At 71.3% G+C, this 17,251-nt stretch carries 18 protein-coding genes and 5 tRNA genes; 6 read left to right on the top strand and 17 right to left on the bottom strand.

All coding sequences use genetic code 11. The features are described from left to right. Positions 1-8: 8 nt before the first annotated feature. Positions 9-1,724 carry a DAK2 domain-containing protein gene (locus tag AC0665_RS33325; protein WP_478609034.1) on the bottom strand — a complete coding sequence of 572 codons (1,716 nt, stop codon included), beginning with the start codon at positions 1,722-1,724 and terminating at the stop codon, positions 9-11. A 269-nt stretch (positions 1,725-1,993) separates the two neighbouring features. Here AC0665_RS33325 and rpmB point away from each other — a divergent pair, with 269 nt between their 5' ends. Continuing rightward, entirely contained in the window at positions 1,994-2,179 is a 186-nt protein-coding gene (gene rpmB / locus AC0665_RS33320; protein ID WP_003993230.1) for a 50S ribosomal protein L28, read from the top strand. 108 nt (positions 2,180-2,287) lie between these two features. On the opposite strand, the gene thiD is transcribed toward rpmB, so the two are convergent. Both thiD and AC0665_RS33310 read right to left on the bottom strand, forming a co-directional pair. Continuing rightward, complete coding sequence (gene thiD, locus AC0665_RS33315) at positions 2,288-3,085, bottom strand: bifunctional hydroxymethylpyrimidine kinase/phosphomethylpyrimidine kinase (protein ID WP_478609032.1); 798 nt, start codon at positions 3,083-3,085, stop codon at positions 2,288-2,290. Beyond that, the gene (locus tag AC0665_RS33310) at positions 3,082-4,047 is read right to left on the bottom strand and encodes a thiamine-phosphate kinase (protein ID WP_363118176.1); all 966 of its coding nucleotides are present in this window, start codon (positions 4,045-4,047) and stop codon (positions 3,082-3,084) included. The genes thiD and AC0665_RS33310 overlap by 4 nt, the downstream gene beginning before the upstream one ends. A 206-nt stretch (positions 4,048-4,253) precedes the next feature. On the opposite strand from AC0665_RS33310, the gene AC0665_RS33305 reads away from it, so the two are divergent. Together AC0665_RS33305 and AC0665_RS33300 are read left to right on the top strand one after the other, a co-directional pair. Then, the gene (locus AC0665_RS33305; RefSeq protein WP_003997603.1) at positions 4,254-4,487 is read left to right on the top strand and encodes an Lrp/AsnC family transcriptional regulator; all 234 of its coding nucleotides are present in this window, start codon (positions 4,254-4,256) and stop codon (positions 4,485-4,487) included. A gap of 20 nt (positions 4,488-4,507) precedes the next feature. Next, complete coding sequence (locus AC0665_RS33300) at positions 4,508-5,026, top strand: DUF3515 domain-containing protein (protein WP_468413020.1); 519 nt, start codon at positions 4,508-4,510, stop codon at positions 5,024-5,026. 82 nt (positions 5,027-5,108) lie between these two features. Here the strand turns inward: AC0665_RS33300 and AC0665_RS33295 are convergent, their stop codons facing one another. From AC0665_RS33295 to AC0665_RS33285, 3 genes are read right to left on the bottom strand one after another with little or no spacing between them, the layout of a single operon-like run. Beyond that, the gene (locus AC0665_RS33295) at positions 5,109-6,284 is read right to left on the bottom strand and encodes a D-alanine--D-alanine ligase family protein (RefSeq protein ID WP_468413022.1); all 1,176 of its coding nucleotides are present in this window, start codon (positions 6,282-6,284) and stop codon (positions 5,109-5,111) included. 59 nt (positions 6,285-6,343) lie between these two features. Continuing rightward, a complete protein-coding gene (locus AC0665_RS33290; RefSeq protein WP_468413024.1) occupies positions 6,344-7,354 on the bottom strand; it encodes an NAD(P)H-dependent glycerol-3-phosphate dehydrogenase in 1,011 nt (336 codons plus the stop codon). After that, positions 7,351-8,142, bottom strand: coding sequence for a lysophospholipid acyltransferase family protein (locus tag AC0665_RS33285; RefSeq protein WP_468413026.1), 792 nt, complete (start codon positions 8,140-8,142; stop codon positions 7,351-7,353). Before AC0665_RS33285 ends, AC0665_RS33290 begins: the two co-directional genes overlap by 4 nt. Before the next feature lie 158 nt (positions 8,143-8,300). Between AC0665_RS33285 and cofC the strand changes: the two genes are divergently transcribed. Together cofC and AC0665_RS33275 are read left to right on the top strand one after the other, a co-directional pair. Next, complete coding sequence (gene cofC, locus AC0665_RS33280; protein WP_478706455.1) at positions 8,301-8,939, top strand: 2-phospho-L-lactate guanylyltransferase; 639 nt, start codon at positions 8,301-8,303, stop codon at positions 8,937-8,939. Positions 8,940-8,948: 9 nt separating this feature from the next. Beyond that, positions 8,949-9,152, top strand: coding sequence for a hypothetical protein (locus tag AC0665_RS33275; RefSeq protein ID WP_033313194.1), 204 nt, complete (start codon positions 8,949-8,951; stop codon positions 9,150-9,152). A 71-nt stretch (positions 9,153-9,223) separates the two neighbouring features. On the opposite strand, the gene AC0665_RS33270 is transcribed toward AC0665_RS33275, so the two are convergent. From AC0665_RS33270 to leuC, 4 genes are all read right to left on the bottom strand, one after another. Beyond that, the gene (locus AC0665_RS33270) at positions 9,224-9,865 is read right to left on the bottom strand and encodes an HU family DNA-binding protein (RefSeq protein WP_468413030.1); all 642 of its coding nucleotides are present in this window, start codon (positions 9,863-9,865) and stop codon (positions 9,224-9,226) included. A gap of 136 nt (positions 9,866-10,001) precedes the next feature. Beyond that, complete coding sequence (locus tag AC0665_RS33265) at positions 10,002-10,232, bottom strand: SCO5555 family protein (protein ID WP_248507222.1); 231 nt, start codon at positions 10,230-10,232, stop codon at positions 10,002-10,004. Between the two features lie 278 nt (positions 10,233-10,510). Beyond that, complete coding sequence (gene leuD, locus AC0665_RS33260; protein ID WP_468413032.1) at positions 10,511-11,104, bottom strand: 3-isopropylmalate dehydratase small subunit; 594 nt, start codon at positions 11,102-11,104, stop codon at positions 10,511-10,513. A gap of 6 nt (positions 11,105-11,110) precedes the next feature. Continuing rightward, positions 11,111-12,538 (bottom strand): 3-isopropylmalate dehydratase large subunit, encoded by a 1,428-nt coding sequence (gene leuC / locus AC0665_RS33255; protein WP_478507081.1) that lies wholly within the window; start codon positions 12,536-12,538, stop codon positions 11,111-11,113. Between the two features lie 195 nt (positions 12,539-12,733). On the opposite strand from leuC, the gene ndgR reads away from it, so the two are divergent. Continuing rightward, the gene (ndgR, locus tag AC0665_RS33250) at positions 12,734-13,450 is read left to right on the top strand and encodes an IclR family transcriptional regulator NdgR (protein ID WP_184988622.1); all 717 of its coding nucleotides are present in this window, start codon (positions 12,734-12,736) and stop codon (positions 13,448-13,450) included. Positions 13,451-13,566: 116 nt separating this feature from the next. Here the strand turns inward: ndgR and AC0665_RS33245 are convergent. From AC0665_RS33245 to AC0665_RS33215, 7 genes are all read right to left on the bottom strand, one after another. After that, positions 13,567-13,639: transfer RNA gene (locus AC0665_RS33245), tRNA-Glu, on the bottom strand. Positions 13,640-13,667: 28 nt separating this feature from the next. Next, positions 13,668-13,739, bottom strand: a tRNA-Gln gene (locus AC0665_RS33240). A gap of 21 nt (positions 13,740-13,760) precedes the next feature. Then, positions 13,761-13,833, bottom strand: a tRNA-Glu gene (locus tag AC0665_RS33235). Between the two features lie 41 nt (positions 13,834-13,874). Then, positions 13,875-13,947, bottom strand: a tRNA-Glu gene (locus AC0665_RS33230). Between the two features lie 21 nt (positions 13,948-13,968). Further along, a tRNA-Gln gene (locus AC0665_RS33225) sits at positions 13,969-14,040 on the bottom strand. Between the two features lie 89 nt (positions 14,041-14,129). After that, on the bottom strand, positions 14,130-14,861 hold the full coding sequence (locus AC0665_RS33220) for an HAD family hydrolase (protein ID WP_468634084.1): 732 nt from the start codon (positions 14,859-14,861) through the stop codon (positions 14,130-14,132). 29 nt (positions 14,862-14,890) lie between these two features. Next, positions 14,891-17,101 (bottom strand): FlgD immunoglobulin-like domain containing protein, encoded by a 2,211-nt coding sequence (locus AC0665_RS33215; RefSeq protein WP_478706454.1) that lies wholly within the window; start codon positions 17,099-17,101, stop codon positions 14,891-14,893. Positions 17,102-17,251 lie beyond the last annotated feature (150 nt).

Here is a 17,251-nt window from a genome sequence, read left to right as displayed (position 1 = left end):
GCCCGGCCCTACTCCACGCCGATGAGGAGCAGGGAGCCCTGGCGTCCGCCCCGGTACAGGACGGTGTCGACGGCGAGGTACCTCGCCCGGACCCGGCCCTCCAGGTGCTCGGCGACGGAGTCGGGGGCCTCGTCGCCGAGGACCAGGGTGACCATCTCGCCGCCGGCCGAGAGCATCCGGTCCAGGACGGTCTCGGCGGTCAGGGCGACGTCCGAGCCGATCACCGCCACGTCCCCGTCGATGAGCCCCAGGACGTCTCCGGCCTGGCAGATGCCGGCCATCGTCCAGGACTGGTGTTCGGCGACGGTGACCTCGGCGTAGCGGGTTGCGCCCGCGGCCGAGGTCATCGAGACCACGTCCTCGTCGAAGCGGCGGTCCGGCTCGTGCACGGCCAGCGCGGCGATGCCCTGGACGGCCGAGCGGGTCGGGATCAGCGCAACCCGGATGCCCTCCGTGCGGGCCTGCTCGGCCGCCGCCGCGGCCGTATGGCGCAGGTCGGCGTCGTTGGGCAGCAGCACGACCTCGCGCGCGTGGGCCCGCCGTACGGCCTGGACGAGCTCGCCGCTGGCGGGCGGCTCCCCCGGGCGTGCGAGCACGGCGGTCGCACCGGCCTCGGTGTACAGACCGGCCAGGCCCTCGCCGGGCACGACGGCCACGACGGCCCGCTGGGCCCGCTCCCTGGGCGGCCTCTCGGCGCCGGTGGTGTGCACGTCTCCGACGCCGAAGTGGGTGATGCGGATGCGGTGGGGCCGCCCGGCCTCGATGCCGGCCTCGACGGCGGCGCCCGCGTCGTCCACATGGACGTGGACGTTCCACAGCCCGTCGCCGCCGACCACGACGAGGGAGTCCCCGAGGGCGTCGAGCCGCTCCCGCAGCCGCTCCACGGCCCGGTCCTCGGCGTCCAGGAGGTAGATCACCTCGAAGGCCGGACCCTCCGGGCCGGATGCCGCGACGCCGCCGTCGGCGCACTCGTCGAGGCCGCCCCCGGTGGGCGAGGGACTTGCCGCGGGGTCCACGCGCGCATGGAGCGCGGCGGAGGAGCCGGTGGACGCGCTCGCCGCCACCGCCCTCTCCCCCGTGAGCGTCTCCACCAGCGCCCCGAGCACCGTCACCAGCCCCTGCCCGCCGGCGTCGACCACCCCGGCACGTCCCAGGACGGGCAGCCGGCCCGGGGTCTCGGCGAGGGCCGCGCGGGCGCCGGCGCAGGCCGCCCGGGCCACCGTCCCGCAGTCGCCCTCGACGCCCTCTGCCGCGTCGGCGGCGGCCGAGGCGACGGTGAGGACGGTGCCCTCGACGGGATGGGCGACGGCCCGGCGGGCGGAGTCGGCCGCCTCCCGCAGGGCGACCCGCAGACTCCGGCCGTCGGCCCGGGCGCGGTCGTCGGCGGCCAGCACCTGGGCCATGCCGCGCAGCAGCTGGGCGAGGATCGTCCCGGAATTGCCGCGGGCGCCGATGAGCGCCCCGTGGGCCATCGCCCGGGCGGCGTCGGCGAGCGTGGGCCCGTCCGGGCCGGACCCCGCCGCGTGCCCGGCGAAGACCGCTTCGACGGCCGCGACGGCCGACTCCACGGTCAGATAGAGGTTGGTGCCGGTGTCCCCGTCCGCGACCGGGTAGACATTGATCGCGTCGATCTCCTCACGCGCCCGCCCCAGGGCCTCGAGCGCGAGACCGCACCAGGTGCGCACCGCGAGAGCATCGAAGAATGTCTGCGGCACCTGCGCCACCGCGCCTCCCTGAGCTGCTGGACGTGGCACGCAGCGTAGACCCCGGGACGGTGTCCACCGGAAGAGGGAGGGAGCCGGGCCCCGGAGCTGCCGTGGTAGTTTCGTTCCACGGGTGCAGCCGTTGTATGCTGCTCCGGTTGCCCGATCTGATCGGGCCTTCCCCCTGGCAACGCCACTTCAGATTTCGACCGGCTCCGCAAAGCCCGAGAATCTTGATCCCGGCCTGCCGGGATCAACCGTAAGTGCATCTGAAGTCTTTGGAGTGACCCGTGGCTGCCAACTGCGACGTCTGCGGCAAGGGGCCGGGCTTCGGCAACAACATCTCGCACTCGCACCGCCGTACGTCCCGCCGCTGGAACCCGAACATCCAGCGTGTGCGTACCGTGGTGGGCGGGACGCCGAAGCGCGTGAACGCTTGCACCTCGTGCATCAAGGCCGGCAAGGTCTCGCGCTGACGCTCAGCTAGCGCGCGGCCACTGCTGGTTGCTGCAGAGCCGGTCCACCTCTGGTGGGCCGGCTCTTCGTCTTGCCTGAACGTCAGCCCTCGGACTGTTCCCTGCACATCAGCCCTCGGGCTGTTCCCTGAAGCGCCAGCCGTGATCGACCGGCCCGATCCCGCCGCCGAGCGCGAATCCGGCCGCGACGGCCCCCGTGACGTACCGCTTCGCCGCCGCCACCGCGTCCGGCACGGACTGCCCCTTCGCGAGCCCGGAGGCGATCGCCGAGGCGAGCGTGCAGCCGGTGCCGTGGGTGTGGCGGTTGTCATGCCTGGGCGCCCGCAGCCAGTGCTCCTCGGAGCCGTCACTGAGCAGGTCGACGGCATCGCCGGGCAGGTGCCCGCCCTTGATCAGGACCCAGCGCGGCCCGTGTGCGAGGACCGCCTCGGCGGCCTCCCTCAGGTCCGCCTCCGACCCGACCCGTACGCCCGTGATCTGGGCCACCTCGTCGAGGTTGGGTGTGGCGACCGTCGCCACCGGCAGCAGCTTCGTACGGACGGAGTCCAGCGCCGAGGCGGCGAGCAGGGCGTCACCGTGCTTGGAGACGCCCACCGGGTCCACGACGGCCGGGGCATCGGTCTCCGCGATCAACTCGGCGACCGCCTCCACGAGTTCCGCGGAGGCCAGCATCCCGGTCTTGATCGCCTGGACGCCGATGTCGTCGACGACGCTGCGGTACTGGGCCCGCACAGCCTCCACGGGCAGTTCCCAAGCGCCCTGCACCCCGAGGGAGTTCTGCGCGGTCACCGCCGTCACGACGCTCATGCCGTGCACACCGTGCGCGAGCATCGTCTTGAGGTCGGCCTGGATGCCCGCGCCGCCGCCGGAGTCGGAGCCGGCCACCGTGAGGACGCGGGGGATCATGACTCTATGTCCCCGAAGTGGTCCCAGCCGCCCTTGCTGGTCCACGGCGCCCCGTCCACCGTCACGTGGGGCAGCGCCGAGGGGTTGAGGACCTCGCCGATGACCTTCCAGCGGGCGGGCAGCTTCACGTCCGGCGGGAAGGTCGCCACCATCGCGTGGTCCTCTCCCCCGGTCAGCACCCACTGCATGGGATCGACCCCCACGGCCTGCCCGATGTCGTTCATCTGCGAGGGGATGTCGATCGCCCCGGAGCGGATGTCGATGCGCACCTTGCTGGCCTCGGCGATGTGCCCGAGGTCGGCGATCAGCCCGTCGCTCACGTCGCACATCGCCGTCGCCCCGAGCCCGGCGGCGGCCGGACCGGCGTGGTACGGCGGCTCGGGCCGCCGGTGGGCCTCCACGAACGCCCGCGGCGAGCGGAACCCGCGCGACAGCACCGCGTACCCGGCGGCGGACCAGCCCAGCCAGCCGGTCACCGCGACGAGGTCGCCGGGCTGGGCGCCCGCCCGCGTCACCGGCTCCTGGTTGCGCAGGTCGCCGAGCGCGGTGATCGACACCATGATCGAGTCGCCGCGCACGACGTCCCCGCCGACCACGGCGGCGCCGGCCACCTGGCACTCGTCGCGCAGACCGTCCATCAGCTCGCTCGGCCAGGTCACCGGCAGCTCGGCCGGCACGACCAGACCGAGCAGCAACGCGGTCGGCACGGCACCCATGGCGGCGATGTCGGCGAGGTTCTGCGCGGCGGCCTTGCGGCCCACGTCGTAGGCCGTCGACCAGTCGCGGCGGAAGTGCCGGCCCTCGACCAGGATGTCCGTGCTCGCCACGACCCTGCGGTCCGGCGCGGCCACCACGGCGGCGTCGTCGCCGGGGCCGACCCGGACCGCCGGGGTGGTGGTCAGACGGGAGGTGAGCTCCCTGATGAGCCCGAACTCACCGAGCTCACCAACAGTGCCCTTCATTGCCCTTGCTCCCCTTCTGTCCCTGTCCGTGCCCGGTCGCGAGGCATCTCGGTCCTCGCTACGGTCGAAGTGACCGTCATGTTCTGCCGGACCTGCACCCCGGCGCGCAAGACCCGGTCCCCGCAGGTCTCCCCGCGGCGAGGGGCGACGCGATACCGTGGCGTTCCTTTTCCCCACATGATCCTCGTGGCCGCCCTGGAGGTTCCGTGGTACAGGCGTACATCCTGATCCAGACGGAGGTCGGCAAGGCGTCGACCGTCGCCGAGACGATCAGCAAGATCCCTGGGGTCATCCAGGCCGAGGACGTGACGGGACCGTACGACGTGATCGTGCGGGCGCAGGCCGACACCGTCGACGATCTCGGCCGCATGGTGGTCGCCAAGGTCCAGCAGGTGGACGGCATCACCCGCACCCTGACCTGCCCGGTCGTCCATCTGTAGCCCCCGTCTACCCTGAGCCGGTGAACTCTTTCCGTCACCGGCGCCGTTGTGTCCTCCGCGTGTCCCGCCTGCCCGCTGTCGCGCTGTTGATCACTGTCGCGGGCTGCTCCTCGGCAGACGACAGCGCGGCGGCGGCGGTTCCCAGTCCGGACGGGAAGGTCGCGGAACTGTGCCGGAACCTGGACAAGGTACTGCCCGCGAAGGTGGACGGGGAGCGCCGTGCGGATCCCGAACCCGCGTCGGCGCTGACGGCGGGCTGGGGCAGCCCGGCGATCATACTTCGCTGCGGTGTGCCGCAGCCGCCGAAGATGGTCGATCCGAAGGTGGCGGACGGGCGGGACCCGGACGCGGTCGCCGGTGGTGTGAACGGCGTGGACTGGCTGATGGAGAAGCAGGACGGCGGCGGGTATGTGTTCACCACCGCCAACCGCGAGGCGTATGTCGAGGTCCGGGCGCCGCAGGGCGTGGACAGCTCGGGGGTGCTGATCGATCTGGCCTCGGCAGTGAAGAAGGCGATCCCCCGGGGGATCGCCTCCTGAGCGCCGTGCCGGTGCTCGTGTCCTGAGACCGCGGGCCGTGCACGGCTGATCGCGCGGTTCCCCGCGCCTTGTGCGGGTCGATTCAGCGCAGGCCCGTCGAGCGCCGCAGTGCCGCCTGCACCAGCCGGTCGATCAGCTCCGGGTAGCTCACGCCGCTCGCCTGCCACATCTGCGGATACATCGAGATGGGCGTGAAGCCGGGCATCGTGTTGATCTCGTTGATCACGAACTCGCCGTCCTCGGTGAGGAAGAAGTCCGCGCGGACCAGGCCCTCGCAGGACGCCGCCTCGAAGGCGTCGACCGCCAGGCGCTGCACCTCGGCCGTCTCCTGAGGAGTCAGGGGCGCCGGGACGAGACCCGGGGTGGAGTCGATGTACTTGGCCTCGAAGTCGTAGTACGCCTGCGCCTGGGGCGGGGGGATCTCCGCGGGCACCGAGGCCCGGGGACCGTCCTCGAACTCCAGGACGCCGCACTCGATCTCACGGCCGCGCAGGGCCGCCTCGACGATGATCTTCGGGTCGTGCCGCTGGGCCTCGGCGATCGCCTCGTCGAGGCCGGAGAGGTCGTCGACCTTGGTGATGCCGATCGAGGAACCGGCGCGGGAGGGCTTCACGAACAGCGGCCAGCCGTGCTCGGCGGCGAAGTCGACGATCTTCTTGCGGGCGGCGGCGCCCTTGTCCCCGTTCGGGGCGGACTGCTCCCACTCGCGCGGCCGGATCACCACGTACGGGCCGACCTTCAGCCCGAAGGAGGTGAACACCCGCTTCATGTACTCCTTGTCCTGGCCCACGGCCGAGGCGAGCACACCCGAACCCACGTACGGGACTCCGGACAGCTCCAGGAGGCCCTGGAGGGTGCCGTCCTCGCCGTAGGGGCCGTGCAGCACCGGGAAGACCACGTCGACCTCGCCGAGGGCCTTGGGGACCGAACCCGGCTCGCTGTAGACGACTTCGCGGCTGGCCGGGTCGACGGGGAGGATCACCGCGCCCTCGGTGGACTCGGCGAGCAGGTCGACGCTCGGCGGGCGCCGGTCGACGATCGCCATCCGCTCCGGTTCGTCCGCCGTGAGCGCCCAACGCCCGTCCTGGGTGATGCCGATCGGCAGGACGTCGTACTTGGTCCGGTCGATGGCCTTGAGGACGGCGCCGGCGGTGACCACGGAGATCCCGTGTTCGGAGCTGCGCCCGCCGAACACGACGGCCACACGCGGTTTGCGCGGCGGCTGCTCGGGGCTCTGGGGGAGGTTCTCGGTGCTCATATCGCGTTGAGAGTACCCGGTGGTAGGGCCCGGAGACAGCGCCCGCCGCCCCGCGTCGCTCAGCGTCGTTCGGGCTTCGCGCTGCGCGACATCAGCTCCTTGAGGGCCACCACCGGAGGCTTGCCCTCGTGCACGATGCCGACGACCGTCTCCGTGATCGGCATGTCGACGCCGTGCCTGCGGGCCAGATCCAGCACCGACTCGCAGGACTTGACGCCCTCGGCGGTCTGCTTGGTGACCGCGATGGTCTCCTGGAGGGTCATGCCCTTGCCGAGGTTGGTGCCGAAGGTGTGGTTGCGCGACAGCGGCGAGGAGCAGGTGGCCACCAGGTCGCCCAGGCCCGCGAGTCCGGAGAAGGTCAGCGGGTCGGCGCCCAGCGCCATGCCGAGCCGGGTGGTCTCGGCCAGGCCGCGGGTGATGAGGGAGCCCTTGGCGTTGTCACCCAGGCCCATGCCGTCCGCGATGCCGACGGCGAGGCCGATGACGTTCTTCACGGCTCCGCCCAGTTCGCAACCCACCACGTCCGTATTGGTGTAAGGGCGGAAGTACGGCGTGTGGCAGGCGGCCTGGAGCCGCTGGGCGACGGCCTCGTCGGTGCAGGCCACCACGGCCGCGGCCGGCATCCGCGCGGCGATCTCCCGGGCCAGGTTGGGCCCGCTGACCACGGCGATCCGGTCCGGGCCGACCTTGGCGACGTCGTCGATGACCTCGCTCATCCGCATCGCGGAGCCGAGTTCGACGCCCTTCATCAGCGAGACGAGGACCGTGTCGGGGGCCAGCAGCGGGCTCCACTCGGCGAGGTTGGCGCGCAGGGTCTGCGAGGGGACCGACAGGACCGTGAAGTCGGCGTCCGCGGCGGCTTCGGCGGGGTCGGTGGTGGCCCGCACGTTCTCCGGGAGCTCGACGCCCGGGAAGTAGTCGGGATTGGTCCGCGTGGAGTTGATCGCCTCCACGACCTCCGGGCGGCGCGCCCACAGGGTGACCTCGCACCCCGCGTCGGCGAGCACCATGCCGAAGGCCGTGCCCCACGAACCGGCGCTCAGCACCGCCGCCTTGACCGGCTTGCTCACTTGCCCAGCCCCTCTTCCTGCACGGTCTGCCCCGCCTTCCGGTGGGTCTGCGTCTGCGCCTGGGTGCGGCGTCGCTGCTCGATCCGCTCCCGGCGCGGGTCGTACGGCGTCTCGGGCGCCTTCTCCCCGCGGATCAGCTCCAGCTGGGCGGTGACGGCGGCCATGATGACCTCCGTGGCCTCCTTGAGCAGCTCCGCGGTCATCTCGCGGTCGTAGAAACGCGCGAGGTCCACGGGCGGCCCGGCCAGCACGCGGTGCGTCTTGCGCGGCAGCAGGTGCGGTTTCTTCGCGTACGGCGGCAGCAGCTCGTTGCATCCCCACTGCGCCACCGGGATGACCGGGCACTTGGTCTGCAGGGCCACGCGCGCGGCGCCGGTCTTGGCGGTCATGGGCCAGCCGTCCGGGTCGCGGGTGAGGGTGCCCTCGGGATAGAAGGCGACGCATTCCCCGCGGTCCACGGCGTCGATGGCGGCCCGGAAGGCACTGAGCGCGTCCGTGCTCTCGCGGTACACGGGGATCTGTCCGGTACCGCGCATCGCGGCTCCGACGAATCCCTTCTTGAAAAGCCCGCTCTTCGCGAGGAATCGCGGGACGCGCCCGGTGTTGTACTGAAAGTGCGCGTAAGCGAAGGGATCGATGTGCGAATTGTGGTTCACCGCGGTGATAAATCCACCCTCGGCCGGAATGTTCTCCATTCCACGCCAGTCCCGCTTGAGCAGAACCACCAGCGGCGGTTTGCAGATCACCGCGGCGAAGCGGTACCAGAAGCCGATTCTGCGGCGGGGCACGCGGACACCTTCCTCTAGGGCCTGAAAGCCGGGGCCACGGGGGCCGCACAAGTGTCGCCCCAGGCCGCCGGTCTGTCGAGAACACCGTACGCCCCGGGATGCCGCCCGCCCGATGCCCCGGGTGACAATGACCGCGACAAGAGGAGGACGGAACACCCGTGCAGTGGACCCTGGTCGTACCCCTGAAACCCCTGGCCCAGGCCAAGAGCAGGCTTGCGGACACCGCGGACGACGGGTTGCGGCCGGACCTGGCGCTCGCCTTCGCCCAGGACACGGTGGCGGCCGCGCTGGCCTGCCCTGCGGTACGGGATGTGGCAGTCGTCACGGACGACGCCCGGGCGGGCCGCGCACTGGCGGCACAGGGCGCCGCGATCGTTCCCGACGAGCCGGGCGGCGGCCTCAACGCCGCCCTCGCACACGCGACGCGGGTCGTACGGTCCGCCCGCCCCGTGAGTGCGGTGGCCGCGCTGAACGCCGATCTGCCGGCCCTGCGCCCCGCGGAATTGTCGCGAGTCCTGGAAGCGGCCGCCGAATTCCCGCGGGCATTTCTCGCGGACGCCGCCGCAATCGGCACGACCTTGCTGGCCGCCGCCCCGGGACAGGCATTGCGCCCCGCCTTCGGCGCGGATTCCCGGGCCCGGCACCGTGCCTCGGGGGCCGTGGAACTGCTGCTCACCGAGGTGGATTCCGTACGCCGGGACGTGGACACCGGCGACGACCTGCGCAGTGCGCTGGCCCTGGGAGTCGGCCCTCATACGGCCGCGGCCGCCGCGCGGTTGCTGATTCCCGGGCAGTAGGCTGCGGCCATGCAGGCGACCGCGTACACGTACGACCCCGAAAGCCGCAGCGGGCAGGTGCTCCTGGACGACGGCACCCCGGTGCCCTTCGACGCGGCCGCGTTCGACGCGGGTGGCCTCAGGCTGCTGCGCCCGGGCCAGCGGGTGCGTATCGAGGTGGAGGGCGCGAAAGACGCCCCGCGGATCACACTGGTGACCCTTCAGACCCTCTGATCACTCGCTGAACACGCCGCGGGCCGGACTCCGTGCGGAGTCCGGCCCGGCGCGTGAGTACCCCAGTGCCCTTACTTCTTGCGGGCGGTGGTCTTCTTGGCGGTGGTCTTGCGCGCCGTCGACTTCTTGGCGGGCGCCTTCGTGGCCGTCGCCTTCTTCGCCGGGGCCTTCTTCGCGGTGGTCTTCTTCGCGGCGGTGGTCTTGGACGTCGCCGTGGTCTTCTTGGCGGGCGCCTTCTTCGCGGTGGTCTTCTTCGCGGCCGCCGACTTGGTGGTGGTGGCCTTCGCCGTCGTCTTCTTGGCGGTGGTCTTCTTCGCGGCGGCCGACTTGGTGGTCGCCTTCTTCGCGGCGGCCTTCTTGACGGTCGCGCCGGCGCCGCCGCTCAGGCTGCCCTTCGGGGCCTTCTTGACGGCGACCTCTCCACCGCGCGGCAGCTTCTTCGAGCCGCTGACCAGGTCCTTGAAGCCCTGACCGGCGCGGAAGCGCGGAACGGAAGTCTTCTTGACCCGAACCCGCTCGCCCGTCTGGGGGTTACGGGCGTACCGCGCCGGACGGTCGACCTTCTCGAACGAACCGAAGCCGGTGACCGAGACCCGCTCACCCGAGACGACCGCTCGGACGATGGCGTCCAGGACATGGTCGACAGCGTCGGCTGCCTGCTGGCGGCCGCCCATCTTGTCGGCAATCGCTTCTACGAGCTGCGCCTTGTTCACGTCTTCCCCTTCGGAGACATCGCCAGAACGAAAGTGTTCAAGCTTTTTCGCACGTTAGGCAGATATATACCGCAAATCAAACACGAAACGGGCTTATCACCCTTGTGCCGCAACGAACTCGACGGTGTCGAGAGGTTCAGCGTTCCTCGTCGGGGAGACGTCCCTCGTCGAGGTCCGCGGTGAACCGCTCCAGCCGCCTTGCCGCGTCGGCGAGATCGTGCTTGGCCGCGGCCGTAATGACCAGCAGCTTCCGGGTCAGCGCCATCCGTACGCCCTCCGGGACTTGCAGTGCGCGCACTCTTGTGTGCGCTTCCTTGAGTTGGCCCGCGACCGCCGCATAGAGCTCGAGTTGGCCGTCGTGTTCCATGCACAGATTGTGCCATCTGGGGCGAGTTGTCGCCTGCGCAGGGGACAACTGCCGCCTCGGACGGCCTTCCCGGCACACGTGGAAGTCACGGCTGTAGCACTCGCCTACCCCGACAACCACCGGCATAACGCGGCAAGTTGGCAGGTGAACAGGGGGTGGGCAGGGCCGTTCGGGTGCAGACACGGCTGTACCCCCGATCGGGCTGATCGGGGGTACAGGGGCGGTATTGCGGTGGCCGAAAGTCGCCTTGCCCGCGGGCGTCGGATCGTGCCCTGGGGTCAGACCGGGAGCGTCCTCGGCTTGAACGACGGGCGCTTCGCCTCGTACGCGGAGATGTCCGCCTCGTTCTGGAGGGTGATCGAGATGTCGTCGAGACCGTTCAGCAGCCGCCAGCGGGCGTTCTCGTCCAGCTCGAAGGCGGCGGTGATGCCTTCTGCGCGCACCTCACGGCGCTCCAGGTCGACGGTGATCTCGGCCTGCGGGTCCTTCTCGGTGAGCTCCCACAGCGAGTCCACGATCTTCTGCTCCAGAACCACCGTGAGCAGGCCGTTCTTGAGCGAGTTGCCACGGAAGATGTCGGCGAAGCGGGAGGAGATCACGGCCTTGAAGCCGTAGTTCTGCAGCGCCCAGACGGCGTGCTCACGGGAGGAGCCGGTGCCGAAGTCGGGGCCGGCGACCAGCACGGTCGCGCCCTGCCGCTCGGGCTGGTTGAGCACGAACGACGTGTCCTTGCGCCAGGCCTCGAACAGCCCGTCCTCGAACCCGTCGCGCGTGACCTTCTTGAGCCAGTGGGCGGGGATGATCTGGTCGGTGTCGACGTTGCTGCGGCGCAGCGGGACGGCCCGGCCGGTGTGGGTGGTGAAGGCTTCCATGACTGATCAGACTCCAGCGGGCGTGGGGGCGTCGGCGGACAGGTCGGCCGGGGAGGCCAGGTGACCCAGGACGGCCGTGGCGGCCGCGACCTGCGGCGACACCAGGTGGGTGCGGCCGCCCTTGCCCTGCCGTCCCTCGAAGTTGCGGTTGGAGGTGGACGCGGAGCGCTCACCCGGGGCCAGCTGGTCGGGGTTCATGCCCAGGCACATCGAGCAGCCCGCGTGCCGCCACTCGGCGCCGGCCTCCTTGAAGACGACGTCCAGGCCCTCGGAGACGGCCTGCAGACCGACCCGCGCGGAGCCCGGGACGACCAGCATCCGTACGCCGTCGGCGACTTTGCGGCCCTTCAGCAGCTCGGCGGCGGCGCGCAGGTCCTCGATGCGGCCGTTGGTGCACGAGCCTACGAAGACGGTGTCCACCTTGATGGAGCGCAGCGGCTGGCCGGCCTCCAACCCCATGTACTCCAGGGCCTTTTCGGCGGCGTAGCGCTCCGATGCGTCTTCGTACGAAGCGGGATCGGGGACGGACGCCGAAAGCGGTGCGCCCTGGCCCGGGTTGGTGCCCCAGGTGACGAACGGCGACAGTTCGGAGGCGTCGATGACGACCTCGGCGTCGAACTCGGCGTCCTCGTCCGTCTTCAGCGTCTTCCAGTACGCGACGGCCGCGTCCCAGTCCTCGCCCTCGGGGGCGTGCGGGCGGCCCTTGAGGTACGCGAACGTGGTCTCGTCCGGGGCGATCATGCCCGCCCGGGCACCGGCCTCGATCGACATGTTGCAGATGGTCATGCGGGCTTCCATCGAGAGCTTCTCGATGGCCTCGCCGCGGTACTCCAGGACGTAGCCCTGGCCGCCGCCGGTGCCGATCTTCGCGATGATCGCCAGGATCAGGTCCTTGGCGGTGACTCCGTCGGGCAGTTCGCCGTCGACGGTGATCGCCATGGTCTTGGGGCGGGACATCGGCAGCGTCTGGGTGGCCAGCACGTGCTCCACCTGGGAGGTGCCGATGCCGAACGCCAGCGCGCCGAAGGCGCCGTGCGTGGAGGTGTGCGAGTCGCCGCAGACCACGGTGGTGCCGGGCTGGGTCAGGCCGAGCTGCGGGCCCACGACGTGGACGACACCCTGCTCGACGTCGCCCAGCGGGTGCAGACGCACGCCGAACTCGGCGGCGTTCTTGCGCAGCGTCTCCAGCTGGACCCGGGAGACCGGGTCGGCGATCGGCTTGTCGATGTCGAGGGTGGGGGTGTTGTGGTCCTCGGTGGCGATGGTGAGGTCGAGGCGGCGCACCGTGCGGCCGCTCTTGCGGAGGCCGTCGAAGGCCTGCGGGCTGGTCACCTCGTGCAGCAGGTGCAGATCGATGAAGAGAAGGTCGGGCTCGCCCTCCGCGCGCCGGACGACATGGTCGTCCCAGACTTTCTCCGCGAGTGTCCTACCCATCGCTGTTCCCTCCGGCCGACGACGCTCCGCCGACCCAACTAGAGATCTTGAGGAGGCGGCGCCCGTTCCCCTGATCCCGGGCACGCACCACCAGGCCCTTACGTCACGGGCCGTTGTGACTTCGTGATTCCAGGGTGGCGCGTTCCACGGAAAATTGAACTTGCGTTTCACAGAGTGAGACGGGAGTATCGTTTCATGGACAACAGTAGCGGCGTCGGCGTTCTGGACAAGGCGGCCCTCGTCCTGAGCGCTCTGGAGTCCGGTCCGGCCACCCTCGCGGGTCTGGTCGGTGCCACCGGACTGGCACGACCCACGGCCCACCGCCTGGCCGTGGCCCTGGAACACCACCGCATGGTGGCGCGCGACATGCAGGGTCGTTTCATTCTCGGCCCTCGCCTGGCCGAGCTCGCCGCGGCCGCGGGTGAGGACCGTCTCCTCGCCACCGCCGGCCCGGTGCTCACGCATCTTCGTGACATCACGGGCGAGAGCGCCCAGCTCTATCGCCGCCAGGGGGACATGCGCATCTGTGTCGCGGCGGCGGAGCGGCTGTCCGGACTGCGGGACACGGTCCCGGTCGGTTCGACGCTCACGATGAAGGCCGGCTCCTCGGCGCAGATCCTGCTGGCCTGGGAGGAGCCGGAGCGGCTGCACCGCGGCTTGCAGGGGGCGCGCTTCACGGCGACGGCGCTGTCGGGTGTGCGGCGGCGGGGCTGGGCCCAGTCGATCGGCGAGCGGGAGCCGGGCGTCGCGTCCGTGTCCGCGCCGGTGCGGGGGCCGTCGAACCGGGTCGTGGCGGCGGTGTCGGTGTCCGGGCCGATCGAGCGGCTCACCCGGCACCCTGGCCGTATGCACGCGCAGGCTGTGATCGACGCGGCCGGGCGCCTCTCGGAGGCGTTGCGGCGCACCGGCTGAGCCGACGGCGCGTTTCGGGGAAGGCCGGCCTCAACGCCGCGGCAGGCCTTTCCCGACCCGAAGAAGGCAAGCACGCAAGAGGCCCCTCACCGAAGTGAGGGGCCTCTTGTGATGTGTACCCCCGACCGGATTCGAACCGGCGCTACCGCCTTGAGAGGGCGGCGTGCTAGGCCGCTACACAACGGGGGCCTGGACACTGCGTTTCCGCAGGTCCGAGCTGGTCTACCTGGACTCGAACCAAGACTAACTGAACCAGAATCAGTCGTGCTGCCAATTACACCATAGACCAATGTGGTTTAGACCAGTTCAGTACCCCCGACCGGATTCGAACCGGCGCTACCGCCTTGAGAGGGCGGCGTGCTAGGCCGCTACACAACGGGGGCCCTAGCAGTCCCGAGCATGATCGTCGATCACTCGGAACCAGTACCCCCGACCGGATTCGAACCGGCGCTACTGCCTTGAGAGGGCAGCGTGCTAGGCCGCTACACAACGGGGGCGATGCAGATGAGCTCTGCGAGCTGGCCTACCTGGACTCGAACCAAGACTAACTGAACCAGAATCAGTCGTGCTGCCAATTACACCATAGGCCACTGGAACGCAAGCCCCGGGGGGTTTGTGTTCTAGCTGTGCGCCTCGGTTTGTGGCCTTCCGGCCCGCTTCCCGCGGCGCAGGAAGAACATTACCCGAAGGTGGACGGGGCTCCAAAACGAGTATCCGAGGCGAGGAGGGACGGCAGTTCGGCCAGCGAGGCGATGCGGTGCGGCCCGACGGGCGGGTCGATCGTGGCGTACAGGCCGCCGCGGTCGATCCACACCGACAGCAGCCCGGCCTCGGCGGCGCCCCGCCCGTCGATCTCCGGGTGGTCGCCGACGTAGGCGACCTCGTGCGGCGGCAGGCCGAGGAAGGAGCAGGCCGCGAGGAACGCCCCGGCCTCGGGCTTGGAGACGCCGAGCTCGGCCGCGCACAGGATGGTCTCGAAGCGGTCGTGGACGCCGAGGGTGCGCAGCTTGCGGTCCTGGACATGGAGGCTGGAGTTGGAGAGCACGGCGTGCCGGTGGCTGGCGGAGAGCGCGTCGAGGACCGGCAGGACGTCCGGGAAGAGGGCCCAGACCGCCTCGTAGTGGGTGACGTACCGCTGGAACCACGCGTCGGCCTCGGCGTCGGTGAGGTCCCGGTCCAGGAAGACCCGCACGCGGTCGCGCCGCTGGTCCTCGAAGGTGGCCTCGCCGGCCGAGAAGCGGGCCCACTGCAGGTGGGTGACCTCCCGCCAGCGGTCGAGGGCCTGCTCGACGCCGTCGAAGCGGTCGAGCAGGCCTTCGGCCGTGAGGTGGGCGCGCATGCCGAGGCGGTCGGCGGTGGTGTAGTCGAAGAGGGTGTCGTCGACGTCCCAGACCACGGCTTGGATGCTCATGCTCCGACCGTACCCACCGCCGTGTGCTCTCAGCCCAGGGTCATGCTGCCGGTGAGCGTGAGGTCCGGGCCCTGGCCGTCGCGGGGGTGAGCGGTGAGTTTCCAGGTGTGGGCGCCGCTCGTGGCGCCGCCGCTGTCGGTGGTGCCGTCCCAGGCGGGGCGCACGGCGGCCCCCGTGGACCTGCCGGTCAGGGTGCGGACGACCTTGCCGGAGGCGTTGGTGAGGGTCAGGGTCCAGGTGGAGGGCTTGTTCAGCTGCCACACCGGTGTCCAGGGGAACGCCTTGCCGATCACGGAGGGCGAGTAGACCTGGGCCTCTGTCTGGGCCAGGGGCGAGGTGGGGACGCCGCTGGGCACGATCGACACCTCGCCGTACGTGCCGTTGAGGTAGGCGATGGGGCCGCCGAAGCGGTCGACGGCCCAGCGGCCGTTGCTGCCGCCGGTGTTCTGGTCGGTGGCGGGCAGCTCGGCCAGGGTGCGGGTGGTGGCCGTGCCGGTGTGGAAGTCGGTGAGCAGCAGCTCGTGGGTGGCGCGGTTCTCACGGATCAGGAAGCCGTCGGCGAGGCGGGCCGGGCCGAGGTCGGCCGGGACCGTGATCCTGCGGGCGGTGGCGCGGTCGTAGACGCCCGCCGAGCTGCCGCACGACCAGTACAGCCAGGTGTTGACGGCCTGGAGGTCGGTGGGGACGCAGGGGGCGCCGGTGGTGACGGTGGTGGTCGTGCCGGTCTTGAGGTTGCGGCCGGTGACCTGGCCCTGGGTGCTGCCCGGGGCCCACAGGGTCTGCCCCCACACCGCGGCGGCGGTGCGGTCGCGGACGAGAGCGGTGTCGCCGGCGCCGGTGCGCGGGAAGTCGACGACCCGCTGCTTGCCGGAGCCTCCGTTGTAGAGCACGTACCGGCCGGAGCCGGTGCCGATGCGGCCGGCCGCGTCGCCGTCCGTCGGCTCGGTGAGGAGCGTGGTGGTGTCGAGGCCGACGCCGATCACGGACTCGGCGCCGTTCCCGTCGGTCCACAGGTGGGTGACCCGGCCGTCGCCGAGGGCCTCCAGCTGGGGGCAGGCGGCGTCGCCGGTGAGGCAGGTGGGCGGGCTCAGGGCGGGGCTGCGGCGGGTCTGGGGGCCGTCGGGCCGGCCGGCCGCGTCCAGCTGGAAGCTGCTGTACCGCAGCGAGGCGCCCGGCGTCGCGCCGAAGAGGAACAACTCGCCGCCGGCGACGGCCAGTCCCTGGACGCCGGTCGCGGCGGCGGGGACCTCGGCCACCTTGGCGGTGGTCAGGCCGCCGCTGCCGTCGGAGGTGATCCGGTGGATGTTCCAGTCGAGGCTGGAGGGGCCCGCGGTGGCCAGGGCCGAGCCGTCCAGGGCCGGGCCGATGCCGCCGAAGGACGAGGGGAGCACGGTGGTCGACGCGCCGGTGACGAGGGAGCGGGCGGTCAGCGCTGCCTCGGTGCCGCCCTGCACGAACTCCGGGTTGCCGATCAGGAGCTGGTCGCCGACGACGGCTTCGAGCTGGGCGGCGGTGCCGGTGAGGGCGGTGGGCTCGGTGCCGGGTTCGGAGTCCACCCGGATCGCCTTCCAGTCGGCGACGAGCCAGCGGTCGTTGAAGGCGAGCTGCGGGGTCGCGGTGTCGCCGGTGACGTACGTGCGGAAGGCGCCGTCGGAGAGGTCGACCAGGCCCACGGATGTCGTGCCGGACAGCGTGTAGACGATCGCGAGGCGGGCGACCGAGCCGCCGGTGCGGTAGGCGACGGGCCGGGCGCCCGCGGGGAAGCCGGTGACCGGGGTGTCCACTGTGAGGGTGCCGTCGACGGTGCGCAGCACGTGCAGGGCGCCGGTGCCGTCCATGGTCAGCACGCTCCAGCCCGCGGCGGCCCGGTAGGCGTGGCCGGTGGGGATCGTGACGGTGGCGGTGACGCCCGTGGAGCGATGCTTCTGGCGGACGGTCCGGCCGTCGAGGGTGTTCACGACATCGGTGCCGCTGGCCAGGTCGTCCGGGCCGGCGTGGGCGGGCGGCACGACGCCGGGGTAGTCCACCGTGATGACCGAGGAGGTTCCCGGGCGGTACTGGAAGCCGGACGCGCCGGCCCACGGGTAGTCGACGGTCACCCGCTTCTCGGTGACGAGCCGTACCGTGCCGGCCGGCTCGTCCGCCCGGGGCGCCGCCTGCGCGGGTGCGGTCAGCACGGTGCAGGACAGGGCCACCACCCCGCCGACGGCCGCGTGGACGAGTCTTCGTGAACGGGTCATGCTCTCTCCCCCTGTACCAGGGCGCACACGCGCACCGTGCGCACAGAGGGCATCCAACGTCCCTGTCCGAGACGGGAGTCGGCCGGAAGGATGAACTCCGGGTGACGGCTGGGCGGACACGGCGAGGGCGGCGCCCGAACCGGACGCCGC

Source organism: Streptomyces sp. NPDC043685 (genome assembly GCF_056436585.1).
Note: the sequence above shows the minus strand (reverse complement) of the source record. Positions and strands in the feature narration are given on the sequence as shown.